We start from the raw sequence: 18,635 nt of genomic DNA on the forward strand, positions 1-18,635 counted from the left end.
GCCGCCCGTCAGCCGCCCTGGGGACCGTTGCTGGGCCGGGCGGCGCGCACCGCAGCCAGCCCCCGGATGCCATCCTTGTTTCCTATAGCCGTCAGGCTTTCGAAAATCTGGGCGGCCTCGCCGTAACGGCGCATGGCGAGGTAGGAATAACCACGCAGCACCATCAGGTCCGTGCGCTCATCCGCCAGCCGCGCCCGCTGGTCGAGCAGGAGAAGCGTTTCGGCATATCGCTTCGACCCGAATGCGGAGACCGCTCGATCGGCAAGGATCGAAACCTGCAGCTCCGTCGCGCGTGGGCGATCCATACGCGATTTCGTCGCCGAGACGGCTGCATGGTCCGTCAAGCCCATGCGCAGATAAGCAAGGCTCTGGCCGTAGGCTGCATCGCTTTTGACATTGGACTGACCGCTTTCAATTGCGGATTCGAAAGCTTTCAGAGCCTCCGCCGGCCGGTTCGTCTCCATCAGGCACCAGCCGAGATCGAGCGCCTGCTGTGGCGGCAGACGTTGCGGATCGGGATAGGCCGCGCAGGAACGCGGGCGCGATGCAGCACCGGCTTCCCTTTGCACCTGCGCGGGGCGGCGCGCCTGCTTGCGCGAAGGCTCAGGCTGCTGGACGACAGGCGGGTTATAAACCACCGCCGTCTCACCCTGCGGTGCACTGGTCTGCACGGGCGGCGCCGTTACCTGTGCGACAACCGGCGGCGCGGTTATGGGAGCAACCGCCTGCCCGGGCTGGTCCACCATGCGCGCCGTTCCGACATCGGCGATACGTTGCGAACGGCCTCCCCATTGCTGCTGGATGCCACGCAGGCCGGCGAGATTGCGAAGATCGTGATAGCTGACGGCCATGCCGTAGGCCGACGGCTCATCATCCGGTTTCCAGCCAAGGGCCGTGCTGAACCATTGCAAAGCAAGCGGCGTCTGCCGGAAGGCAAGCGAATACCAGCCGAATTGCTGCGCCGTCGCCGCATCCTTCTGCGCCACCGTTTCGGCGGCGATACGTTGCAGCACCTCCGGCGGCAGAACGACCGGCGGCTCCAGCGCGAGAAGATTGGCCGTTGCGGCGAGATAGGTCGCAAGCCCATCGTCGGATGCCTTGCGCCATTTATACATGACGTCCTCGGCCTCACGCGGCTCGTTACGGTCGATCAGCGCCAGCGCCAGCCCCTGCGAAGCCGATGCGCTGTCTTCCTCTTCCCGCGCCTTGCGGAACCATTTTTCCGCCTCCGCCATGTTCTTCTGCCGGATATTGTACCAGCCGAGCAGCAGGGCGTCGCTTGCAAGCTTATCGGTCTCGGCAAGCCGCTGAAGCCGCATCACATAGGCCGAAGGAACGGCAATGCCCTCCTTCTCCCCTGCCTTGGCCACGAACTGGCGGGCGAGATCGTTCTTGACCGGTTCAAATTCCAGCTGACCGTCGGCGCCCGGTTTTTCCTTGGCCAGCAGTTCGTCCATCATTTCCGCCGGCAAAAGCGCGGATGCCTTCTGCACGGTGGCGAGCCTGTCGCTGGCGACCGTGCAATTGTTGAGGATGTAGAGATAGGCGTCGCGCGCCCGTCCCATCCGGTCAGTATTGGCGAAAGCATCGGCAACCCGCCACAGCACATCGACCTCGCCGCATGTCAGCAGGCTGGGATTATTGGCGGCTGTATCCACCACTGTCGTATATTGCTTGAGATCGGAAGCATTGACGAGCCGCTGGCGCGCTTCGGCAAGGGAAAGCATGCCCGTCAGATTGTCGGGTGGCTGCCAGCCGGGCTCCGCCTGCTGGCGGTCGGCAATCGCCTTCCTCACTTCGGCATAACGGCCGTCGGTATAAAGCTGCCACATGGCGTCGAGCCGTGGATCGCCATTTTCGGGAATGGCGAGAGGATCGGCAGGCGGCGTCCAGTTGGGATATAGCGCGCGCAGGCGCGCGATTTCGGCCTGAAGACGCTGCGTATCGCCCCTCGCCGCGAAATAGCGCAACGCACTCAGATCGACCTCGGGCATATCAGCCGATGCAGGCTGGGTGGCGCGAGGGTCCGGCGCCTGCGCCGTCTGTGTTTGCGGCGCCTGCCCGCCAGCCTGTGTCACCGGCAAGGGGTCTGTCGCGGGCACCGTGACCGGCGGTGTCGCGGGCTGCGTTACCTGCGCCATTTCACGGTTCTTGACGAAAGCGTTGATCTGCGCCGGATTGGCCGCCGCCGGCAAAACACGCTGTACCGCCCGGTTGTCGCCGACCGCCGAGGTATGCACGTCCGACACCCGCCCAAGAATGCTGTCGCGCCAGTGGAAGGCGGCAAGCGCTATCAGAAGCAGAATGAGAGCCGAGGTCGACAGTGGCTTGTTCATCGGCATTCCCCGTTATTCCTTGCCAGAAAGGACAATGCCAGAAGATGCAATGTGGAAGGATAATAAAGTGTTGGCTGGAAGTTTTTAAGTTCGGCGGAAACGGCCGGCCCGCCGCCGACACAGGCCGCGAGCGCCGGAATGATGCGATAGCCGGGATCGGACAGCACATCCTTGACCGCTCCGCTCTTCAGGTCGAAGGTTCCGGCAGCGCCGCTTTCCAGCGTCATGCCGCCTTTCAGCCGGGCGAGCAGCTCCGGCGACCCCATATTCGCCCTTGCGAGATAAAGTGGTATGCGCACCGCATTATAGCCGAATTCCGGCGGGAAGCCCGATGCCGGCTGCGGCTTCGTCTTCACCGATACCCAGTCGGCCGGCAGTTTTCTATCGCTGAAAGCGAATGTCCCGATTTGCGCCAAACCGTCATCGGCAAGCGCTTTCCAAAGCGGCGATGGCGCAACAAGATTGAGCACCGGAAAGGCCTCGAAAATCAGATAGGAAGGATTGACCACTGGCCCATCCTCCCGGTCATCCTCGTCGAAACCGCTGGCCGCCGGCAGAAGCAGCGTTCGCCCGCCGCGTTGCACCACCGTCTTCCTGAGAATGGCGGATGCGATGGCCGCGGATGCTTCGGCATAATCCTGCCGGTTCCATTGCCCTGCCGCCAGCGCCAGCGCATAGGCGATCAGGATATCGCCATCCGTAGCGTTGTTGATATCGGTTACATGCGGTCTGGTGCGCGGATCCCATTTCCAGGCGGAAAGCCCGTCGTCACGCACCAAAAGCTCGGTGCGCGTGAAACTCCAGATCAGCTCGAAGTCGGACAGGTTGTCGGCAAGCACGGCAAGCCACATGCCGTAGCCCTGGCCTTCGCTATGGCTGATATTGCCGTTGCCGGTATCGATGACGCGGCCGCCGGGATCGAGAAACGCGCCTTTATAGGCAGACCACGCCTCCGGCGAAACCGAAGCGGCGCGGCTGACGGAAATACCTGCAATCACCGTCATCATGGACAGGAAGAAAATGCCGGCCAGTTTCGAGATCCCGTTCTTCATCGATGCCGTCCCATCATGCGCAGCATCGTGAAAGTGGCGAGGCCGAGGAGAGATACGAAGCCGATGAACGCCAGCGAATAGGAAAGAACGTTGGACGACAGCCAGTTGGCGGCGACCAGCCTCCAGTTGGAAAAGGAAAACGCCCGCGTGACGTAAAAATACGGCCGTTCCACCTCCACCGTTTCAAGTTTTTCGGCAGCGGCATCGTAAGCGGCAACACGTCCAGTGACACCGCGCCAGCGGTTTTCCCGCGTCATCGCCGCCATCCCGTCAAGAAGTTCCGCGGACGTTGGCGCAGTGGCAAGCGTCCACACCCCTTCGCCGGAGGGGCTCAGTCCCTGGGCCAGCATGAAAGAAACATTGCTTGGCGGCGCATAGAGCTGTTCGGCTGCCGGCAGGAAGCGTAGCGTATCCGAACTCAGGTCGAAATTCCGCTTCATCCATTCCTCGAGAGAAGACACCTGCCCCTCCCATACACCGCCGTCCACCCGCTCTCGCCAGTCGCTGAAAAGGGTTTCGCTGCTCTGGGCGGGCGGCTGGACGCCGGTTCCCATTTTCCAGGATATCTGGCTGGAGGGAACAAGATTGAACTGGCCGATCAATGCCTGCGGGAATTGCGAAATCGTACCGACGAACAGCGCGTCGCGATCGCCGATCACCAGCGGCGAGGCGACAGTCTCGATGTCGATGGGATGCCCCGCCACGCTTGCCAGCCGGCTGATCAGCGTGGCTGCCGCAGACATGGTATCGGTATCGAAACGGTCGAGCGACAGGGCAACAGGCGCTCCGCCGGTCCGATAGGGCTGTCCGGCCCCCGCCATCGCGGCAAGATCCGGCTTGCGGCCGATCTGCGCATAGTCCGGAATATGAAGTTCCGACGTGTCGAACAATGCAAAACGCGGCGTTGTGCTGGCAGGGGCTCCCGGCGCGCAGGCCTGATCCTGCGCCGTCATCAAAACTGCCTCGATGGTCACCTTGTTCGGCCCTGGCTTGAAATGACGCATCGTCACATTGATCGGCAGATGCCGGAAAATACCGCCGCCATTGTTGGAAATCGGTACGGTCGAGGCGATCTGGTCATTGACGTAGATATCGACATGGCTGCCCGGCAATACCTGCGACGAATAGGCGGCATCGAGAAGAAGCGACGCCTCACCATAAGCCGACGCATAAAAATCGGCTGGCATGCCGACGTAAAATTCGTTGCGGAAACGCCGGCCGCCAAATTCGGTGCTTTCGAAACCAAGTTCGGAAAGCGCGATACGGCGATCCGACATGACGAGCGGCACATCCGGCGCATGCCAGCTTCGGGTCGAAAAAGTCGTTCTCTGCGCACCGGGTGTGCGCGATATCGACGAAAATAGCGTCTCAATTGCCGCCTGAACCGCCTGCGGGGTGGGGCCGCTGACGAAAAGCGGCGAAAGACCGCCCGGCGCGGCGGCGCCAAAGCCGGCAAAAGCCCCCGCCGAAGCCTCGGGTGGCAGCGTTCCGGCAATTCCGGCAATCTCGCGGGCCGTTCCGACGAAGACCGTCAGCGTGCCCGCCTTGCGTTCAGCGGAAGGAGCGGCCACGAAACGGATCGTCTGGTTCGGCATCTGGGTTCTGAGCGCCAGCGCCTGTGAAAGACGCAGGAGAGAATCCGCAAATGCCGGATTGCCGAGCGCCGGTGCGACAATCTCGATAGACGTCATCGCCTTGCCATCCGGCCCCGTTGCCTGAATATCGTCGATATTGGCAAAGCTTCCGGCGACATCCGCATTAAAGCCGATATAGGTATTGGCAGGGTCTACATCGGTCCACAGATCGTAGGTGGACTGGATCGTGCAATCGGTTCTGTGGCGCTGCTGCACGCCCAGTCTCACGACATTTGAGCCGACCTGCAAGACGCCTGGCGGTATCTTCAAGGAGACATTGCCCTCGCTGTCGGGCGCTTCGATACGCGCCGGATCCAGCGCGACATTGTTCAGGCTGACCTGAAAATTCGAGCTTTCCGGCGCAACCACGATGGCGTTTTGATAGCCGATATTGAGCGAAACGGCGGCGTTCACCTGCTCCGGCGTCAGATAGATGCTCCATTGCCGCCGGTCCATCTCCCCGGAAAGGCTGAGCTTTTCATAGGGCAGGATGTATCGGCGGCGGCTGTCGGCGTCGAGCGACGGGGCCGTTACGGGAACGGGTCTCGCACCTTCCTGACGCGGAGGAGCCGCAACCGGCGGCGGCAACGGAACGGCTGGGCGCTGTTGCGACTGCGGCGCGGGCTGAACCGCAAATGGCGGCGAGGCGGATGGCTGAGACGGCGTCTGGGCCGGAATTTGGGCCGGAATCTGTGCAGGTGGCTGCTGACGCGGCGCGGCAGGCGCGACGGCGGACGGCGGCACGGGTGTCGGAGCCGTCTGGGCGGGCCGTTCCGGCGACATGTCGAAGGGCGAGGACTGCGCCATCGCGCCCGTGGCGACGGCCCCCCATACCAACATTGCCAGAGTATCCCGGATGGGTTTACGGCCGGTCATTTTACCGCTCCGACAGGTTTGGCGTCTCTGGGAGCAGGCCGAAGCGTTCGGACCAGATAATAAAGGCCGCGCTGCGTCTGGAAGAGCGATATGGCCAGGAAGATGGCCGTACCACGGATCAGGCCGGGGTTCTTGCGGCGCACCCGCTGGAATTCGCTCCACTGTTCCGAATTGGCGAAGATCAGGTCCGCAATCAGGCGGTGATCGACGGCGCGTTGCGGCGAGAAGGTACAGCCGATCGAGACGAGACCCTCGCCCTTCACCGTTCGCACCACGTTGACAGGCATGGTTTGCGGCACGCCCTCGCTATGCGGCTTGACCTTCACGATGGCCGTCGCGCCTTTTTCGATGGTTGTCGCGTTGTCGAAGAGATTGATCAGCAGGCCATGCACCGAGACGTTATCGATGGAAGCCGGCACCCAGGCGTCGCTACCCTCGAGCTTGACTTCGCAACGCCGTTTAACCGTGATGCGCCGCGACGCGGATTTGTCGCCACGCTCGGAAACGACACCGAGCGCACAGCCCGCAAAGATCAGATTGAGTAGGTTCCAGCCGCCGACCACAAGCGTGACATCCGCCTTGTAGGGCTCGCTGTAGATGCGCCAGGCGGCAAAGGCCATCGCCACCAGCAGCAGCGCGAAAATGACGAAGAACGGCCGGCTGATTTCCGAAAGCCGTGCCTCGGCAATGGATTCATCCTTCGCCGTCACCTTGAAGGTGGGCTTGCTGGGATTGAAAATCACCGAAACGACGGCAGGCAGGAGGTGAACCGTCTGCACATATTCGTAAAGTTCCGAAATCCACGGCCAGCGGAAGCTGCCATAGAGATAGTTCTGCATCATCAGGTTCACGAGCATATAGGCCGCCGTATAGGCCAAAAACTCGCCGCCCGAGGCCACGAAAATCTGAAGGTCGAAGAACAGGTAGAACAGCGGTGCGAACAGGAAGATGGTGCGCGGGAACGGAAACAGCCAGAACAGCGTCGACGACATGTAGCAGAGACGCTGCGTAAACGAGAGACCGCGCCGGAAAAGGGGCTGGCGGAAGATCAGGATCTGCATCATGCCCTGCGCCCAACGGCTGCGCTGGCCGATGAAGCTTGCGAAGGTGGCCGGCTGCAACCCGGCGATCAGCGGCTTGTCGACATAGATACTGTTCCAGCCGCGCGAATGCAGCGCCAGCGCCGTTTCGCAATCTTCCGTGATGCTGACGCCACTGAAACCTTCGGTATCCTGCAATGCCTCACGCCGCAGCACGGCGGCCGAACCGCAGAAGAATGCACCGTTCCACTTGTCGAGGCCGCGCTGGATGATGCCGTAAAACATCTCGTTTTCGCTCGGCATCGTCTCGAAGGTGCGCAGATTGCGCTCGATGGGATCGGGATTCACGAAGAAATGCGGTGTCTGCACCAGAAAGAGCCGCGGATCCTCTTCGAAATAACCAACCGTTTCCAGAAGGAAGTCGCGGGCGGGCGCGTGGTCGGCGTCGAACACGGTCACGAGCTCGCCGGTCGAATGGGCAAGACCGTTATTGAGATTTCCGGCCTTGGCGTGGACGTTGCGCTCGCGCGTCAGATAGCGCACGTCGAGGTCCTCGCAGAGCTTCTTCAACTCCTCGTGGCGGCGCTGCGCTGCCTGCGCCTCGACGATATTGCTGGCGTTGCGCTTCTGCACCGAGCCGCCATCGTCCAGCAGCCAGACGGTGAACCGGTCGGCCGGATAATCCATGTTCTTGGCCGCTGCGAGCGTGTTGGCGAGAAGCTCAGCGTCCTCGTTATAGCTCGGCACGAAGACGTCGACCGTCGGCCGGTAGTCGGGTGAACCGGGCCTCGTCTTGCGCGACGGCAGCGGCATCGACACGATGACGAGACTGAGCGCCAGCATCACAACGCTGTACATTTCCGCCAGATAGAGCAGAAAACCGGGAATGAAGTTCTCGAGCTGGTTGACGGGCGGCAACGTGCTGGTGGTGCGCCAGTAGACATAGCGCAGCACGATGGCCGTGCCGAAACCGAGCGCTACCAGACGCCAGGCCCCCTGCCCATTGAAGCTCTTGATCGTCGCCAGCAGGATGAGCGAAATCGCCGTAGCGACCAGATGCGTCTGCAGGCTGACCGGCATCGTGACGATGGCCAGAACGCAAAGCGACACAAGTAACCAGACAATGATTGTGATGGCCTTGCTCATCCAGAAACTTTCCGTTGTCTTCCCCACCCGGAATTTTGGTCCGGAATTTTTGCGATCTGCGCCTTGGCGTGCTCTTTCCCGCTGGTTCCGGCAATCACCTGCATCCTGACGCCACCCCCGAACCGGACAGACATGCGGGCGACGGAATGGAAACCTGCGGGACCTGCGACGGTTGCCGGCCACTATCTGCCGGCACACCATCCAGGCGCCTGCCCGCCACCGTGGGCCTTGCAGGCTGGAGGGGTGCGCCAGCCGATGCGGGCGACGGGATACTGACTGCAGCAACGGGTGGAAGCGGCTGCGGTTCCGGCTGGGCGGGCGGTGCAACGGCAGCCGTGCGACGAACGGGCCGGGGCGGCACGCTCGCGGTCACCTCGCTGCCGGGCCGCATCGGCACCTCATCCGCCTTTATGGGATAGACCGGATGGCCCGGACGCCCGAGATTTTTATCCACCGCCTGCGGCGTGCCGTAAGGGTTCCAGCTGGGCGAGGCATAGGTGCCGGTGATCGTGTAATTATACATGACCGCCAGCAGCCGCTCGACGCTGGCGCCCGACTGGCAAAGGCGCAGCCTCACCTTGATGCGCCCGAGATTGCGGAAATCCTGCCGCATGCTTTCCGGCGAGCGTATGTCCTGCCAGCCATAAAGGCAGGTATCGTCGCCACGGCCGCTGCCGGCGGCATAGGAGAACGCGCCATAACCGTTTTGCAGGTAATTTGCCGACATGGCGATATTTTCGCCCGGAAACTCGGCGCGGATTTCCCGCGCGACGGAAGATGCCCTGAAACCGGAAAAAGCCAAAGCGTCGCCATCGGTATCGCCGGCTTGTTGCGGGCCGAAAAACTCCGCCTTGATGTAGTTCTGCCCGGGGGTGGTGGCCTCGGAGCGCAAGATGACCTGCTGCGCCACGGCATTGGAATAGGTGCGGTTGACCACGGTCACGATTTCAGGACCACCGGGCGGCGGGAAAACCAGCGCCTCGGAAGGAGACAGCATCTGGGATCCCCCGAAGGACCGAACGCCCGCGGGAGTATTGCAGCCCGATAGAACCGCAATGGAGAACAGCAATAAAGTATAGGCAGAAAAATTCACTGCCTTACGCCCCTTTATTTCCCCAACGCCGCCCAGGTTACAAGGAGACCGAATCACTAATGAGCAGACCATCGTTACGAAATACGTGAGGACTACGAATAAGCAATCTTAAATTTGCGTTGTAATTTCTGACACTTTATGGCTGGCGAATCGCCATTGCCGCCCATGTTCGCCATGGAACAAGGTGGAACCAATCGCGCTGCCGGGGGTTGGCTTTCTGTCAGGTCGATAATTTTACGGTTGCAGCGCAATATGTCCCATGGTCTACTTGCCTGCATAATGACGTATTTTTATTGGTCCGCTTTTTATTCAACTGTAAAAACAGAGAGTTGACGCATGACATTGCAATTTCCGAGCATCGCGCAGACGCTTGCCGAAGAGATCGGAAGATTACGCAAATGGCTGGATGAGGACGCCCTGCCCCTGTGGTGGGAGGCGGGTTCGGCCCGGCCGGATGGCGGCTTTTACGAACGTCTCGGTCAGGATGCGAAACCGGTTTTTTCCGATGACCGCCGCGCCCGCGTACAGCCGCGCCAGGCCTATTGTTTCGCCGCCGCCGGCCAGCATGGCTGGCAGGGACCGTGGAAGGACGCGCTCCTGCACGGGCTTTCCTGGTTCGAGAAGGTCTATCGCCTTGAAAACGGCCTTTACGGCAACCTTGCCGACCAGACGGGCCGGCTGATCGATCCCTCCTTCGATCTCTACAATCAGGCCTTTGCGCTGTTTGCCGCCGCACAGGCGGCTGCAAGCCTTCCCGAGCGCCGGGACGAGATGCGCGGCCGGGCGCTCGATATCCTTGCCATCCTCGAACGCGACTACAGACATCCGGTCGCCGGCTTCGAGGAAGCGAACCCGCCGCGCACCCCGCTCTGCTCCAATCCGCACATGCATCTCTTCGAGGCGATGCTGGCCTGGGAAGTGCAGGATCCGGACGGCCCGTGGTCGGCACTTGCGGACGAGATTGCCGGCCTTGCACTTTCCCGCTTTATCGATGGCACCAATGGCGGCCTGCGCGAATTCTTCGCCCATGACTGGACGCCCTATGAGGGCGAGAAAGGCCGCATCATGGAGCCGGGGCACCAGTTCGAATGGGCCTGGCTTCTGGTGCGCTGGGGCAGCCTGCGCGGGAATGATGAAGCGATCAGGAAGGCAAAACGCCTGTTCGAGATCGGCGAAGAACACGGCATATGCCCGCGCCGCAAGGTGGCGATCATGAGCCTCTACGACGATTTTTCGGTGCATGACGGGCTGGCGCGGCTATGGCCGCAGACGGAATGGCTGAAGGCTTCGGTGCGGCTTGCGAGCGTCACGGGCGGTGAGGAGCGTCAGCGTTACCTCGCCTCCGGTCTCAGCGCCATCGGCGCGCTGCAGCCTTTCCTCGACACGCCGGTCAAGGGCCTGTGGTTCGACAAATGGCCGGCCGACAGGCCGATGCTCGACGAACCGGCGCCGGCAAGCACGTTTTATCACATCGTCTGCGCCATATATGAGGCAGAGGCTGTGCTGGCGACGGCCAACTAGTATCGCGCCACCGGACGGACGAGCGGCATCGCCGCTCGCCGGTTTGGGCGTAGATCAGACCTTGGCCGGGCGCACGACGCGCCAGTCCGGTCTGCCGAGATTGTGCGGCCAGGGGTGAACATCCTTATCGTTAAAATAGACGACCTCTTCCAACTTCGGAAAATCCGCCTGTTTCAGCGTCACATCATTCATCCACGGACGAACATAGGAATCGCCGCCTTCATAACCCAGTTCGGCAACCCAGACCGGCTTGTTGAAGGTTTCGACAAGTCCATAGCCCTTGCGCAGCAGATCGGTGAAGGTCTTCGGTCCGCCATATTCGATCTTGTCGTACTCCTCGAGACCGAAGACCGAGAGGCCCACCAGATCGGCGTAGCTGTCACCGGGGTAGTAGGCCTGCAGACCGTCCAGACCTTTCGGTGACCACATCACCTTGACGCTGGGAACCGCCTTGCGGGTCATGTCCACCATGCGCTTATACGCCGTGATGTAATCACGCGGGTTCCAGCCCGACCACGAGAAGCGGCCGGACGTGTCTTCCATTTCCTGTCCCCAGCGCAGGATCAGCGGACTTTTCATCGCCGACATGCGTGCGGCGATCGCCTGCATGTTCTGGTCGTAGTCGCCTCTCATCACTTTGCGGCGCAACTCGTCGGAGGTGAGCCGCCAGTTAACGTCCCAGGACCAGGGTTCTACGGTGATCAGCACGTTGCGCTTGCGCTCCAGAGCGTAGGCATCCGCAAGTGCGAGACTGTCGAGATCCACGTCTTCCCAGGGCAGGAACAGATGTTCCGTCGCCACCCCGGTCTGGGCCGTGAAATCGCCGTGCGGATCGTACGCACCGAAACGGATGCCGTCCGCATGCAGTGTCGGTCTTTTGTCGGCAAGTGTCTTCATGCCCGTCGACGTCATGGGGGCGACACCCTGCGCGTCGAGCTTGAGCACCGGATACATGCCGGCGGTAAAGGCTGCGGCGGCACCACCTGCGAACAGAAGTTTTCTTCTTGTTATCTGCATGACACCTTACTCCCTACCTTGTTGCCGTCATCGCCTTGTCGTAAGCGGCGATCTGCGGCGTGACATCGTCCTTGCGGACGAGCTTGAGGAATTCATCGCCAGGGCGTGGCGGGTTGTGCCGGAACACGTACCATGGCCCGCCCTGCTTGCGCTGGTAGAGCACCTTGCCAATGCGACCGTGGTCGAAGCAGGTATCGGCCTTGCCGTTTCCTGCCGCGCTTTTCCAGGTGGCGCGCATGCACAGGGTGCCGTTGGCATCGACGGTCCAGCGGCCTTCACCGATGGACTTCTTGCCCTTTTCTTCCGTTGCGGCGATGAACTTGCGGTCTTGGGCGATGAAGCGTCCACCGCCCGTTTCCCATTTCCAGGTCTTGTCGAAGTACATGTCCACGACTTCGCTGGTTCTGAGCGGTTTCGGCGTCTTCGTGCCGCCTGCAGCGTGGACCGCGCTTGGCACGACCACCGCAAGACAGAGTACGAAAGCGGAGAATCCGCATTTGCTTATTGTTGTTTTCATCACAGCCTCCTCCTTCATTGTCCGACCCTATTGTCGGCCAGCATGATCTCTCCGGTCGCCACCGCCGGCGGCGGCGCCACGATGGGTTCCGCCTGCATTTCCTGCGGTCCGCGCAATCCCGGTACGGTAATGCGCAGTTTCAGACGCACCGATCTCGCACCTTCCACGCCCGCACCGGCGACCGTGAACCGCGTTTCGGTAAAACTGACATAGGGCTGCCCGTGCGACAGGGCCTCCAGCCCGCCGATCGCATGGGAGCTGAGCTGTACGGCACTGCCCGCCACCAGCAGCAATGAACAGGCGGCGGCAGTCGCTCCCCCGCGCAATGCCGGCAGCTTTGGCAAGCCGTTTTCCATCGCATGGCGGATGAGCAGAAACACCGAAAGGCCCGCATAGATCGCCACATTGATGGCGGCGAAGACGAAGAAGCCCTCCGCCCCGTTTTCCCGCGGCGCCAGAACCATGGCCACGAGGCTGAGCGCCGCCAGAAGAATGTAGGGTGCCACGACCCTCAGCGGCAGCGGCGGTTTTGCCTGCGTGCCCTTGGGGGTGATGCGGAAATCGACGAAATCGCCACGGATCGTGTCTCGTATCGCTGCCAGCACGCCCATCAGCGACCAGGGCCAGCGCAGGAACAGAAATACCATGGCCTCCCAGCTGAAGAGCTTCGCATCATGCGGGCGGAACGCGCCCGTGGCCCGCCAGAAAAAGGCAAACACGATCATGATCAGCGAAACCGGCAGGAAATGCGCCAGGAACGCCGGATAGGATGCGTTGACCAGCACATCGCCGCGCATCAACGCAACGGCGGGAAGCACGAACATCAGCGCCATGAAGCCGGAAAACAGCGGATACCAGAGCTGCGAAAACAGGAACTGGAACTTCAGCCGCGGCGGCAGCTTCGGCACATAGTGCCTTGAATATTGCAGCAGAATGGTCATCAGGCTGCGCGACCACTGAAATTCCTGCACGATGAGATCGGCAAAGGTCACCGGTCCGTCGCCATGGGCGATGGCGTTGACGGCGTGAACGCCACGCCAGCCGCCGGCATTCATCAAAAGCGTGGTGGAATGATCCTCGGCAAGCTCCGGCCCAAGGCCGCCGACCTCCCGCAGGGCTTTCGTGCGCACGGCATAATGAGAACCGATACAGAGAGGCGCCCAGCCATTATTGTAACCCAGTTGCAGCGCGCCATGCAGGCTCGCCTCAGCATAAAGCCTGCCGCGCGCGGCCCAGCTTTCACCGGCATTGGCGTCGCAGATGCTCGGGGCCGAAACATATCCAACCTTCGGATCGGCAAAGGGACGAATGATCTCGCGCAGATAATCCGGTTCCGGAACATGATCCGCATCGAACTGGGCGACGAAATCATAACGCTCGTAACCGTAGTGATCGTAGAAATAAGCGAGATTGCCTTCCTTGCAGCGTGTGCGCCGCGGCCAGGTCTTGCGATGATACTCCGCAACGCCCTGTCGGGTGGAAACGAAAACGCCGTGCGCTCCACACCATTTCAGCGTTTCCGCATCCGGAGCCTCATCCGCGAGCCAGACATCGAATTCCAGACCCTTTTGTTCGAGCATGGCCAGCAGCGTCTTCTGCACCACCGAGAAAGGTTCCGACGGCGCCTTGGTGACGACCATCGCCACCCTGCCCCGTGGCAGAGGGGAGCGCCGGTCGACAACCTTCGCGTTCAGAAAGATGAAGATGAAATAGGATGGCAGAAGCGTGATCCACGCGAGCGTTATCGTCACGACGGTATAATAGGGCCAGTCGATGACGCGATCGCGATCGAGCCACCAGATCCAGAAATAGGCGAGCGTCACCAGCCAGCCGCCAATGCCGAGAAGATAGGCCGTGCGGTTCCAGCCGGCAAAGACCGGCAGCATTCGCAAGTCACTGGCGACTGCAACCGCACTGGCCGATGGAACGGAAGGGGTGGAATGGGCTTTCATGACCGCACCTCCAGTCCGAAACCGGGACCTGCCGTCCGGATGATGGTGTCGATATCCGAACGCTTCGGTATAAAACCGAGCGTTTCTTCCGCACGTTTGATATCCGCAAACAGGGCTGGCGGATCTCCGGCGCGCCTTGCGCCGAAATGCACCGGAACTTCCTGCCCCGTCACGCGGTGGATCGCCCGGATGATATCGCCGACCGATGTACCGTGACCTGAACCGAGATTGACGCGCAGCGTCTCTCCGCCCTCGGCAAGATAATTGACGGCAGCCACATGGGCATCGGCCAGATCGCTGACATGGATATAATCGCGAATGCAGGTGCCGTCGCTGGTGTCGTAATCCGCCCCGAAGACATCCAGTTGCGGAAGCTTTGCGGCAGCCGCCATCAGTGCCCGCGGGATCAGATGGGTTTCAGGTTCATGGCGCTCGTAAAGCTCACCGTCCGGGTCGGCCCCGGCGGCATTGAAATAACGCAGCGCCACGAAACGCAAACCATAGGCAGCGGCATAATCCTCCAGCGCCATTTCGAAGATCAGCTTCGTGCGCCCGTAAGGATTGACCGGCATTTGAGCCGTTTCCTCACGGATGGGCAATTGCGGCGGCACGCCATAGGTGGCGCAGCTGGAAGAAAACACCAGCCCGCCGATATTCTGGTCGAGACAGGCATCCAGCAGCGCAAGACTGCCGCCGACATTGTTGCGGTAATATTTGCGTGGATCCTCGACGGACTCACCGACATAGGCATTGGCGGCGCAATGGATAACGAAGGCCGGCGAGAACTCCTTGAGCGTGGCTTTCAAGAGGCCACGATCCAGAATGTCGCCGTCGATGAAGGGACCCCACCGAACCGAATCCGCGTGACCCGTCGAGAGATTGTCGTAAGCGATAGGCTTGAAGCCGGATTGGGCCAGCGCCTTGCAGATGTGGCTGCCTATGAATCCGGCCCCGCCCGTGACGAGGATTGTGCAAGGCATCTCATACGGCCTCCGCCACAGCCTTGCCGGCCAGCAATGCATCGAAATAGACGATGGTTTTTTCCAGGCCGATTTCGAGCGGCACGCGCGGCTGCCATCTCAACAATTCCTTTGCCCGCGAAATATCGGGGCGGCGCTGCTGCGGATCGTCGATCGCGGCGGGCAGATGCACGATGCGCGAACGGGAACCCGTCATGCGGATGACGATATCGGCGAGCTGCCGCACCGGAATTTCGCTCGGGTTGCCGAGATTGATCGGCCCGGTGCAATCCTTCGGCTTGGCCGAAAAGCGCAGGAAACCGTCGATCAGGTCATCGACATAGCAGAAGGAACGGGTCTGGCTGCCATCGCCGTAAATGGTGATGTCGGTGCCCTTCAGCGCCTGGACGATGAAGTTCGAAACCACACGCCCGTCATCGGGTCGCATGCGCGGCCCATAGGTGTTGAAGATGCGTCCCACCTTGATATCGACACCGAAACTACGGTGATAATCGAAAAACAGCGTTTCGGCGCTGCGCTTCCCTTCATCGTAACAAGCTCGCGGCCCGATTGTATTTACATTGCCGAAATAGGTTTCCGGCTGCGGATTGACGTGCGGATCGCCATAGACTTCCGATGTCGACGACTGCACGACGGTTGCACCACATCTGCGCGCCACTTCCAGCACATTGACCGCACCAAGGACATTGGTGAGCAGCGTGCCGACCGGATCGCGCTGATAGTCGGGCGGTGAAGCCGGCGAAGCGAAGTTGAAGATCAGCGAGACATCGATGTCATACGGTTTGCGCACATCGTGCTCGACCAGCAAAAACCGCTTATTGTCCCGCAAATGCGCCACATTCGCGGTGCGTCCGGTCGAAAGATCGTCGAGACAGATCACCTCGTGGCCGCAGCTCAACAGGCGTTCGCAAAGATGGGAACCGAGAAAACCGGCGCCGCCATTGACGAGAACGCGTTGGCCAGGTCTCCATTCGGAGTAGATGGTGACGCCGTTGTCGTGTTCGTTGGGAACGAAATTACGCATTACACACTCCTCCCCATGAGGAATCAGCGCAGCTGATTCATCTAAACTGGATCAAACTCCCGATTGTACGATATCCTGAATATCATCCTCCGGTTTTTACTTCTTCTGGAGGTTTAATATTTCGGTCAGATAAATTTCAACTTTCATGATAGGCGCAGAAGAAAACAGGTCAACTTCATTTTATCAAAATATTACAATTGATTACCCAAAATAGCCCCTTGATTTAATACTTTTTAACTATGCCTCTATTATGCCTTTCTTATTGAGCATTAGCGCAAGCTTCGCTCAACCAGTCGGGGCTATCCTGGTTTTGTAAGGCTCGGTCCACCGGGAGCAAAACCGCCCGGCGAGATGCGACAGACAGTCGATTTCAGGGGACACACATGACGAATGAAATGCCTTATTCCCATAGCGGCAAAGCAGCCCGCCATTGTCGCTTCGCGCTTGTTGCCGCAGCACTTGTAACTTTCACCTTCGCGACGGCTTCATGCTCCGTGGTTGAAGACGCCGTTCTCATCAAGACCGCGTCGGCCAATACCGCCACGACCAAAAGCAGCGTCGTTCCGGCGAAGGCGTCCTACGGTTATCAAAAACCCGGCAACGCGGCCGTTACGCTTGTTGCCGATGCCTCGGGCGCACCCGCGGTATCTCGGCAGTCTTACTCGGGCTCCTCTCCCTACATCTGCTCACCGAGCGGATTCGGGCAGAAATCCCGCTGCTTCCTGAGGCCCTGAGCCTCCTGGAGAAATACCGGAGGGAACTGGCGTCCGGACGGCCCTAGCCGCCCTGACGCTCAGTTCTTCCAGCCGCCGGAGAACGTCGTGTCTTCATCTTTGTTGAAGAAGCGCGACGCCGCTTCCGTGCGGTTGCGCACGTTCATTTTCTTATAGATATTGCGAACGTGAACCTTGACGGTGTTCTCGGACAGATGCAGCCGATCAGCGATGATCTTGTTTTGCGTTCCCTTGCAAAGCAGGTCGAGGATTTGCACCTCGCGTGTCGTCAGCGCCGCCACGTCGCCCCTGCTTGCGGCAAGGGCATCGGCGCGGTTGGCGATCACGGCATCGCTTTGAACGCTCTTGCTGTTGACCGAAGGCGAATAGGGCGTGAGCTTGCCGAGAAGAGCGGCAGGAAAATGTTCCCCGCCCTTCATGAGCAGATCGACAGCCGCCATGAAAACATCGAGCCTGAGATTGAGCGGCAGCACGCCATCGATAACGCGCATTCCCACCAGCCTTTTCAGCGGCTCCTCGAATTTATCGATGGTTTCGACGACGAGCGCGATCGGCGCATCGGGATGTTTTTCCCGAACCTCCGAAAGAACGGCATGAAGACGGTCCCCCGACATCCTGTAAGGCAAAACCAGCCGTACATTGTTACCGTAGTCGTCCTCGATGCCCGCCGACGACCTTACGCCCACCACCGCGAATGTGGGGAACTTTTTGCCCAGCGCCTCCATGAGGCACTCGGAAAACAGGTCCGGATCCGCTATGACCAATAAAGTTCCATTTATAGGAGCAACGGCGTTTTTTTGTTTTGCCGCATAATCTGACGTTCCCATGAACATTGACGCCTCCCTCAAGCGCTTACGCATTACTTTCTTTTGGTTGTGCAGTCTGTCGTCCGCCGGCTATCTTTCCCCTGAATACTTGGGGGCGATTCTCCGCTTTAGGCCATGTCAACTATCATTAATTACCCGTTAATTAACACACGCTAATACGAAAAGCTGTGTAAATAAATGGCCCAAACGGGTTATTTTTTACAATTGACATACAAAATAGGTTACACGGGGATAGAATCATTCATTCTGTAACCGCTGCAAAAACAAACACATCGGAAAAGCTTTCGCTGTGGTTTTGCCTTCCGGGAAAATATAACTTTTAGTTGATATCCCTTTACATAGCTCGCCGGCGAAGCACGCTGCAGCCTGTTCCTTTTCGGGATAAAGGCCTTTGTCCACCGAAATAAACCATGTTTCTGGAAAACGCCGCCTTGCCCTGACGAAGCGGCATTTTTTTGAGGCCAGACCGGCGAAACGACCCGCCGGACAATCTCCTGCGACATATATATTCGGGTAAAGCGCCGATATGTTTAACCCGAATTGATATCTAGGAAGCGCAATTTTTCTACGGCACAGTCTGACCGTCGCTGAACGGCGGCCGATGGAAAGACACCTCCGGCCTTACGTGTGTTTGAAAAACGCCGGTCCCTTTTCAAGAAAACATGCAAGCGAAAAGACGAAGCCACCGCGCTCTCCTTATGGAGCGAGGAACGGATTTGTGCGCCGTTTTACCGAGTAGCGCACAAGGGCTGAACGAAAAGAGCCCGATCACGGGCCACTACCGAACCGCAGATGATGCGTACCGAGTGCATCTGCAAACATCAATCTTCATGCTACCCGGGGCAAGCGCGAAAAAATCCCGTTTGAGATGAGAGGGATTTCGAAA

13 protein-coding genes are annotated in these 18,635 nt (G+C 60.0%); 2 read left to right on the forward strand and 11 right to left on the reverse strand.

The genetic code is table 11. The annotated features are described in order from the left end of the window. Window positions 1-8: 8 nt before the first annotated feature. The 5 genes from AGR7B_RS15755 to bcsN form a co-directional block, all read right to left on the reverse strand. Entirely contained in the window at window positions 9-2,342 is a 2,334-nt protein-coding gene (locus AGR7B_RS15755) for a tetratricopeptide repeat protein (RefSeq protein ID WP_162934172.1), read from the reverse strand. Further along, a complete protein-coding gene (locus tag AGR7B_RS15760; RefSeq protein WP_080857269.1) occupies window positions 2,333-3,388 on the reverse strand; it encodes a family 8 glycosyl hydrolase in 1,056 nt (351 codons plus the stop codon). The genes AGR7B_RS15755 and AGR7B_RS15760 overlap by 10 nt, the downstream gene beginning before the upstream one ends. Further along, on the reverse strand, window positions 3,385-5,898 hold the full coding sequence (locus tag AGR7B_RS15765; RefSeq protein WP_080857270.1) for a cellulose biosynthesis cyclic di-GMP-binding regulatory protein BcsB: 2,514 nt from the start codon (window positions 5,896-5,898) through the stop codon (window positions 3,385-3,387). The genes AGR7B_RS15760 and AGR7B_RS15765 overlap by 4 nt, the downstream gene beginning before the upstream one ends. Continuing rightward, the gene (gene bcsA / locus AGR7B_RS15770) at window positions 5,895-8,084 is read right to left on the reverse strand and encodes a UDP-forming cellulose synthase catalytic subunit (RefSeq protein WP_080857271.1); all 2,190 of its coding nucleotides are present in this window, start codon (window positions 8,082-8,084) and stop codon (window positions 5,895-5,897) included. The genes AGR7B_RS15765 and bcsA overlap by 4 nt, the downstream gene beginning before the upstream one ends. Window positions 8,085-8,178: 94 nt before the next feature. After that, on the reverse strand, window positions 8,179-9,081 hold the full coding sequence (gene bcsN / locus AGR7B_RS15775) for a cellulose biosynthesis protein BcsN (protein WP_078052597.1): 903 nt from the start codon (window positions 9,079-9,081) through the stop codon (window positions 8,179-8,181). 432 nt (window positions 9,082-9,513) lie between these two features. Here bcsN and AGR7B_RS15780 point away from each other — a divergent pair, with 432 nt between their 5' ends. Continuing rightward, window positions 9,514-10,698 carry an AGE family epimerase/isomerase gene (locus AGR7B_RS15780; protein ID WP_080857272.1) on the forward strand — a complete coding sequence of 395 codons (1,185 nt, stop codon included), beginning with the start codon at window positions 9,514-9,516 and terminating at the stop codon, window positions 10,696-10,698. Window positions 10,699-10,752: 54 nt separating this feature from the next. Here AGR7B_RS15780 and AGR7B_RS15785 read toward each other — a convergent pair whose 3' ends face one another. Genes AGR7B_RS15785 through AGR7B_RS15805 form a run of 5 tightly spaced genes read right to left on the reverse strand, consistent with a single transcriptional unit; the run spans window position 10,753 to window position 16,188 of the window. Further along, window positions 10,753-11,715 carry a glycoside hydrolase family 26 protein gene (locus tag AGR7B_RS15785; protein WP_065656277.1) on the reverse strand — a complete coding sequence of 321 codons (963 nt, stop codon included), beginning with the start codon at window positions 11,713-11,715 and terminating at the stop codon, window positions 10,753-10,755. A gap of 13 nt (window positions 11,716-11,728) precedes the next feature. Beyond that, window positions 11,729-12,232, reverse strand: a complete 504-nt coding sequence (locus AGR7B_RS15790; protein WP_003523821.1) for a DUF995 domain-containing protein — start codon at window positions 12,230-12,232, stop codon at window positions 11,729-11,731. A 14-nt stretch (window positions 12,233-12,246) separates the two neighbouring features. Then, the gene (locus AGR7B_RS15795) at window positions 12,247-14,184 is read right to left on the reverse strand and encodes a glycosyltransferase family 2 protein (protein WP_080857273.1); all 1,938 of its coding nucleotides are present in this window, start codon (window positions 14,182-14,184) and stop codon (window positions 12,247-12,249) included. Continuing rightward, window positions 14,181-15,164: a UDP-glucose 4-epimerase GalE gene (galE, locus tag AGR7B_RS15800; RefSeq protein WP_080857274.1), complete on the reverse strand. Its 984-nt coding sequence runs from the start codon at window positions 15,162-15,164 to the stop codon at window positions 14,181-14,183. The genes AGR7B_RS15795 and galE overlap by 4 nt, the downstream gene beginning before the upstream one ends. Before the next feature lies 1 nt (window position 15,165). After that, the gene (locus AGR7B_RS15805; RefSeq protein WP_080857275.1) at window positions 15,166-16,188 is read right to left on the reverse strand and encodes a UDP-glucuronic acid decarboxylase family protein; all 1,023 of its coding nucleotides are present in this window, start codon (window positions 16,186-16,188) and stop codon (window positions 15,166-15,168) included. A 383-nt stretch (window positions 16,189-16,571) separates the two neighbouring features. Here AGR7B_RS15805 and AGR7B_RS15810 point away from each other — a divergent pair, with 383 nt between their 5' ends. Beyond that, on the forward strand, window positions 16,572-16,922 hold the full coding sequence (locus AGR7B_RS15810) for a hypothetical protein (RefSeq protein ID WP_065656281.1): 351 nt from the start codon (window positions 16,572-16,574) through the stop codon (window positions 16,920-16,922). A gap of 59 nt (window positions 16,923-16,981) precedes the next feature. Here the strand turns inward: AGR7B_RS15810 and AGR7B_RS15815 are convergent, their stop codons facing one another. Next, a complete protein-coding gene (locus AGR7B_RS15815; protein ID WP_080857276.1) occupies window positions 16,982-17,755 on the reverse strand; it encodes a helix-turn-helix transcriptional regulator in 774 nt (257 codons plus the stop codon). Between the last annotated feature and the right edge of the window lie 880 nt (window positions 17,756-18,635).

It is taken from the genome of Agrobacterium deltaense RV3 (assembly GCF_900013505.1).
Taxonomy (GTDB): Bacteria; Pseudomonadota; Alphaproteobacteria; order Rhizobiales; family Rhizobiaceae; genus Agrobacterium; species Agrobacterium leguminum.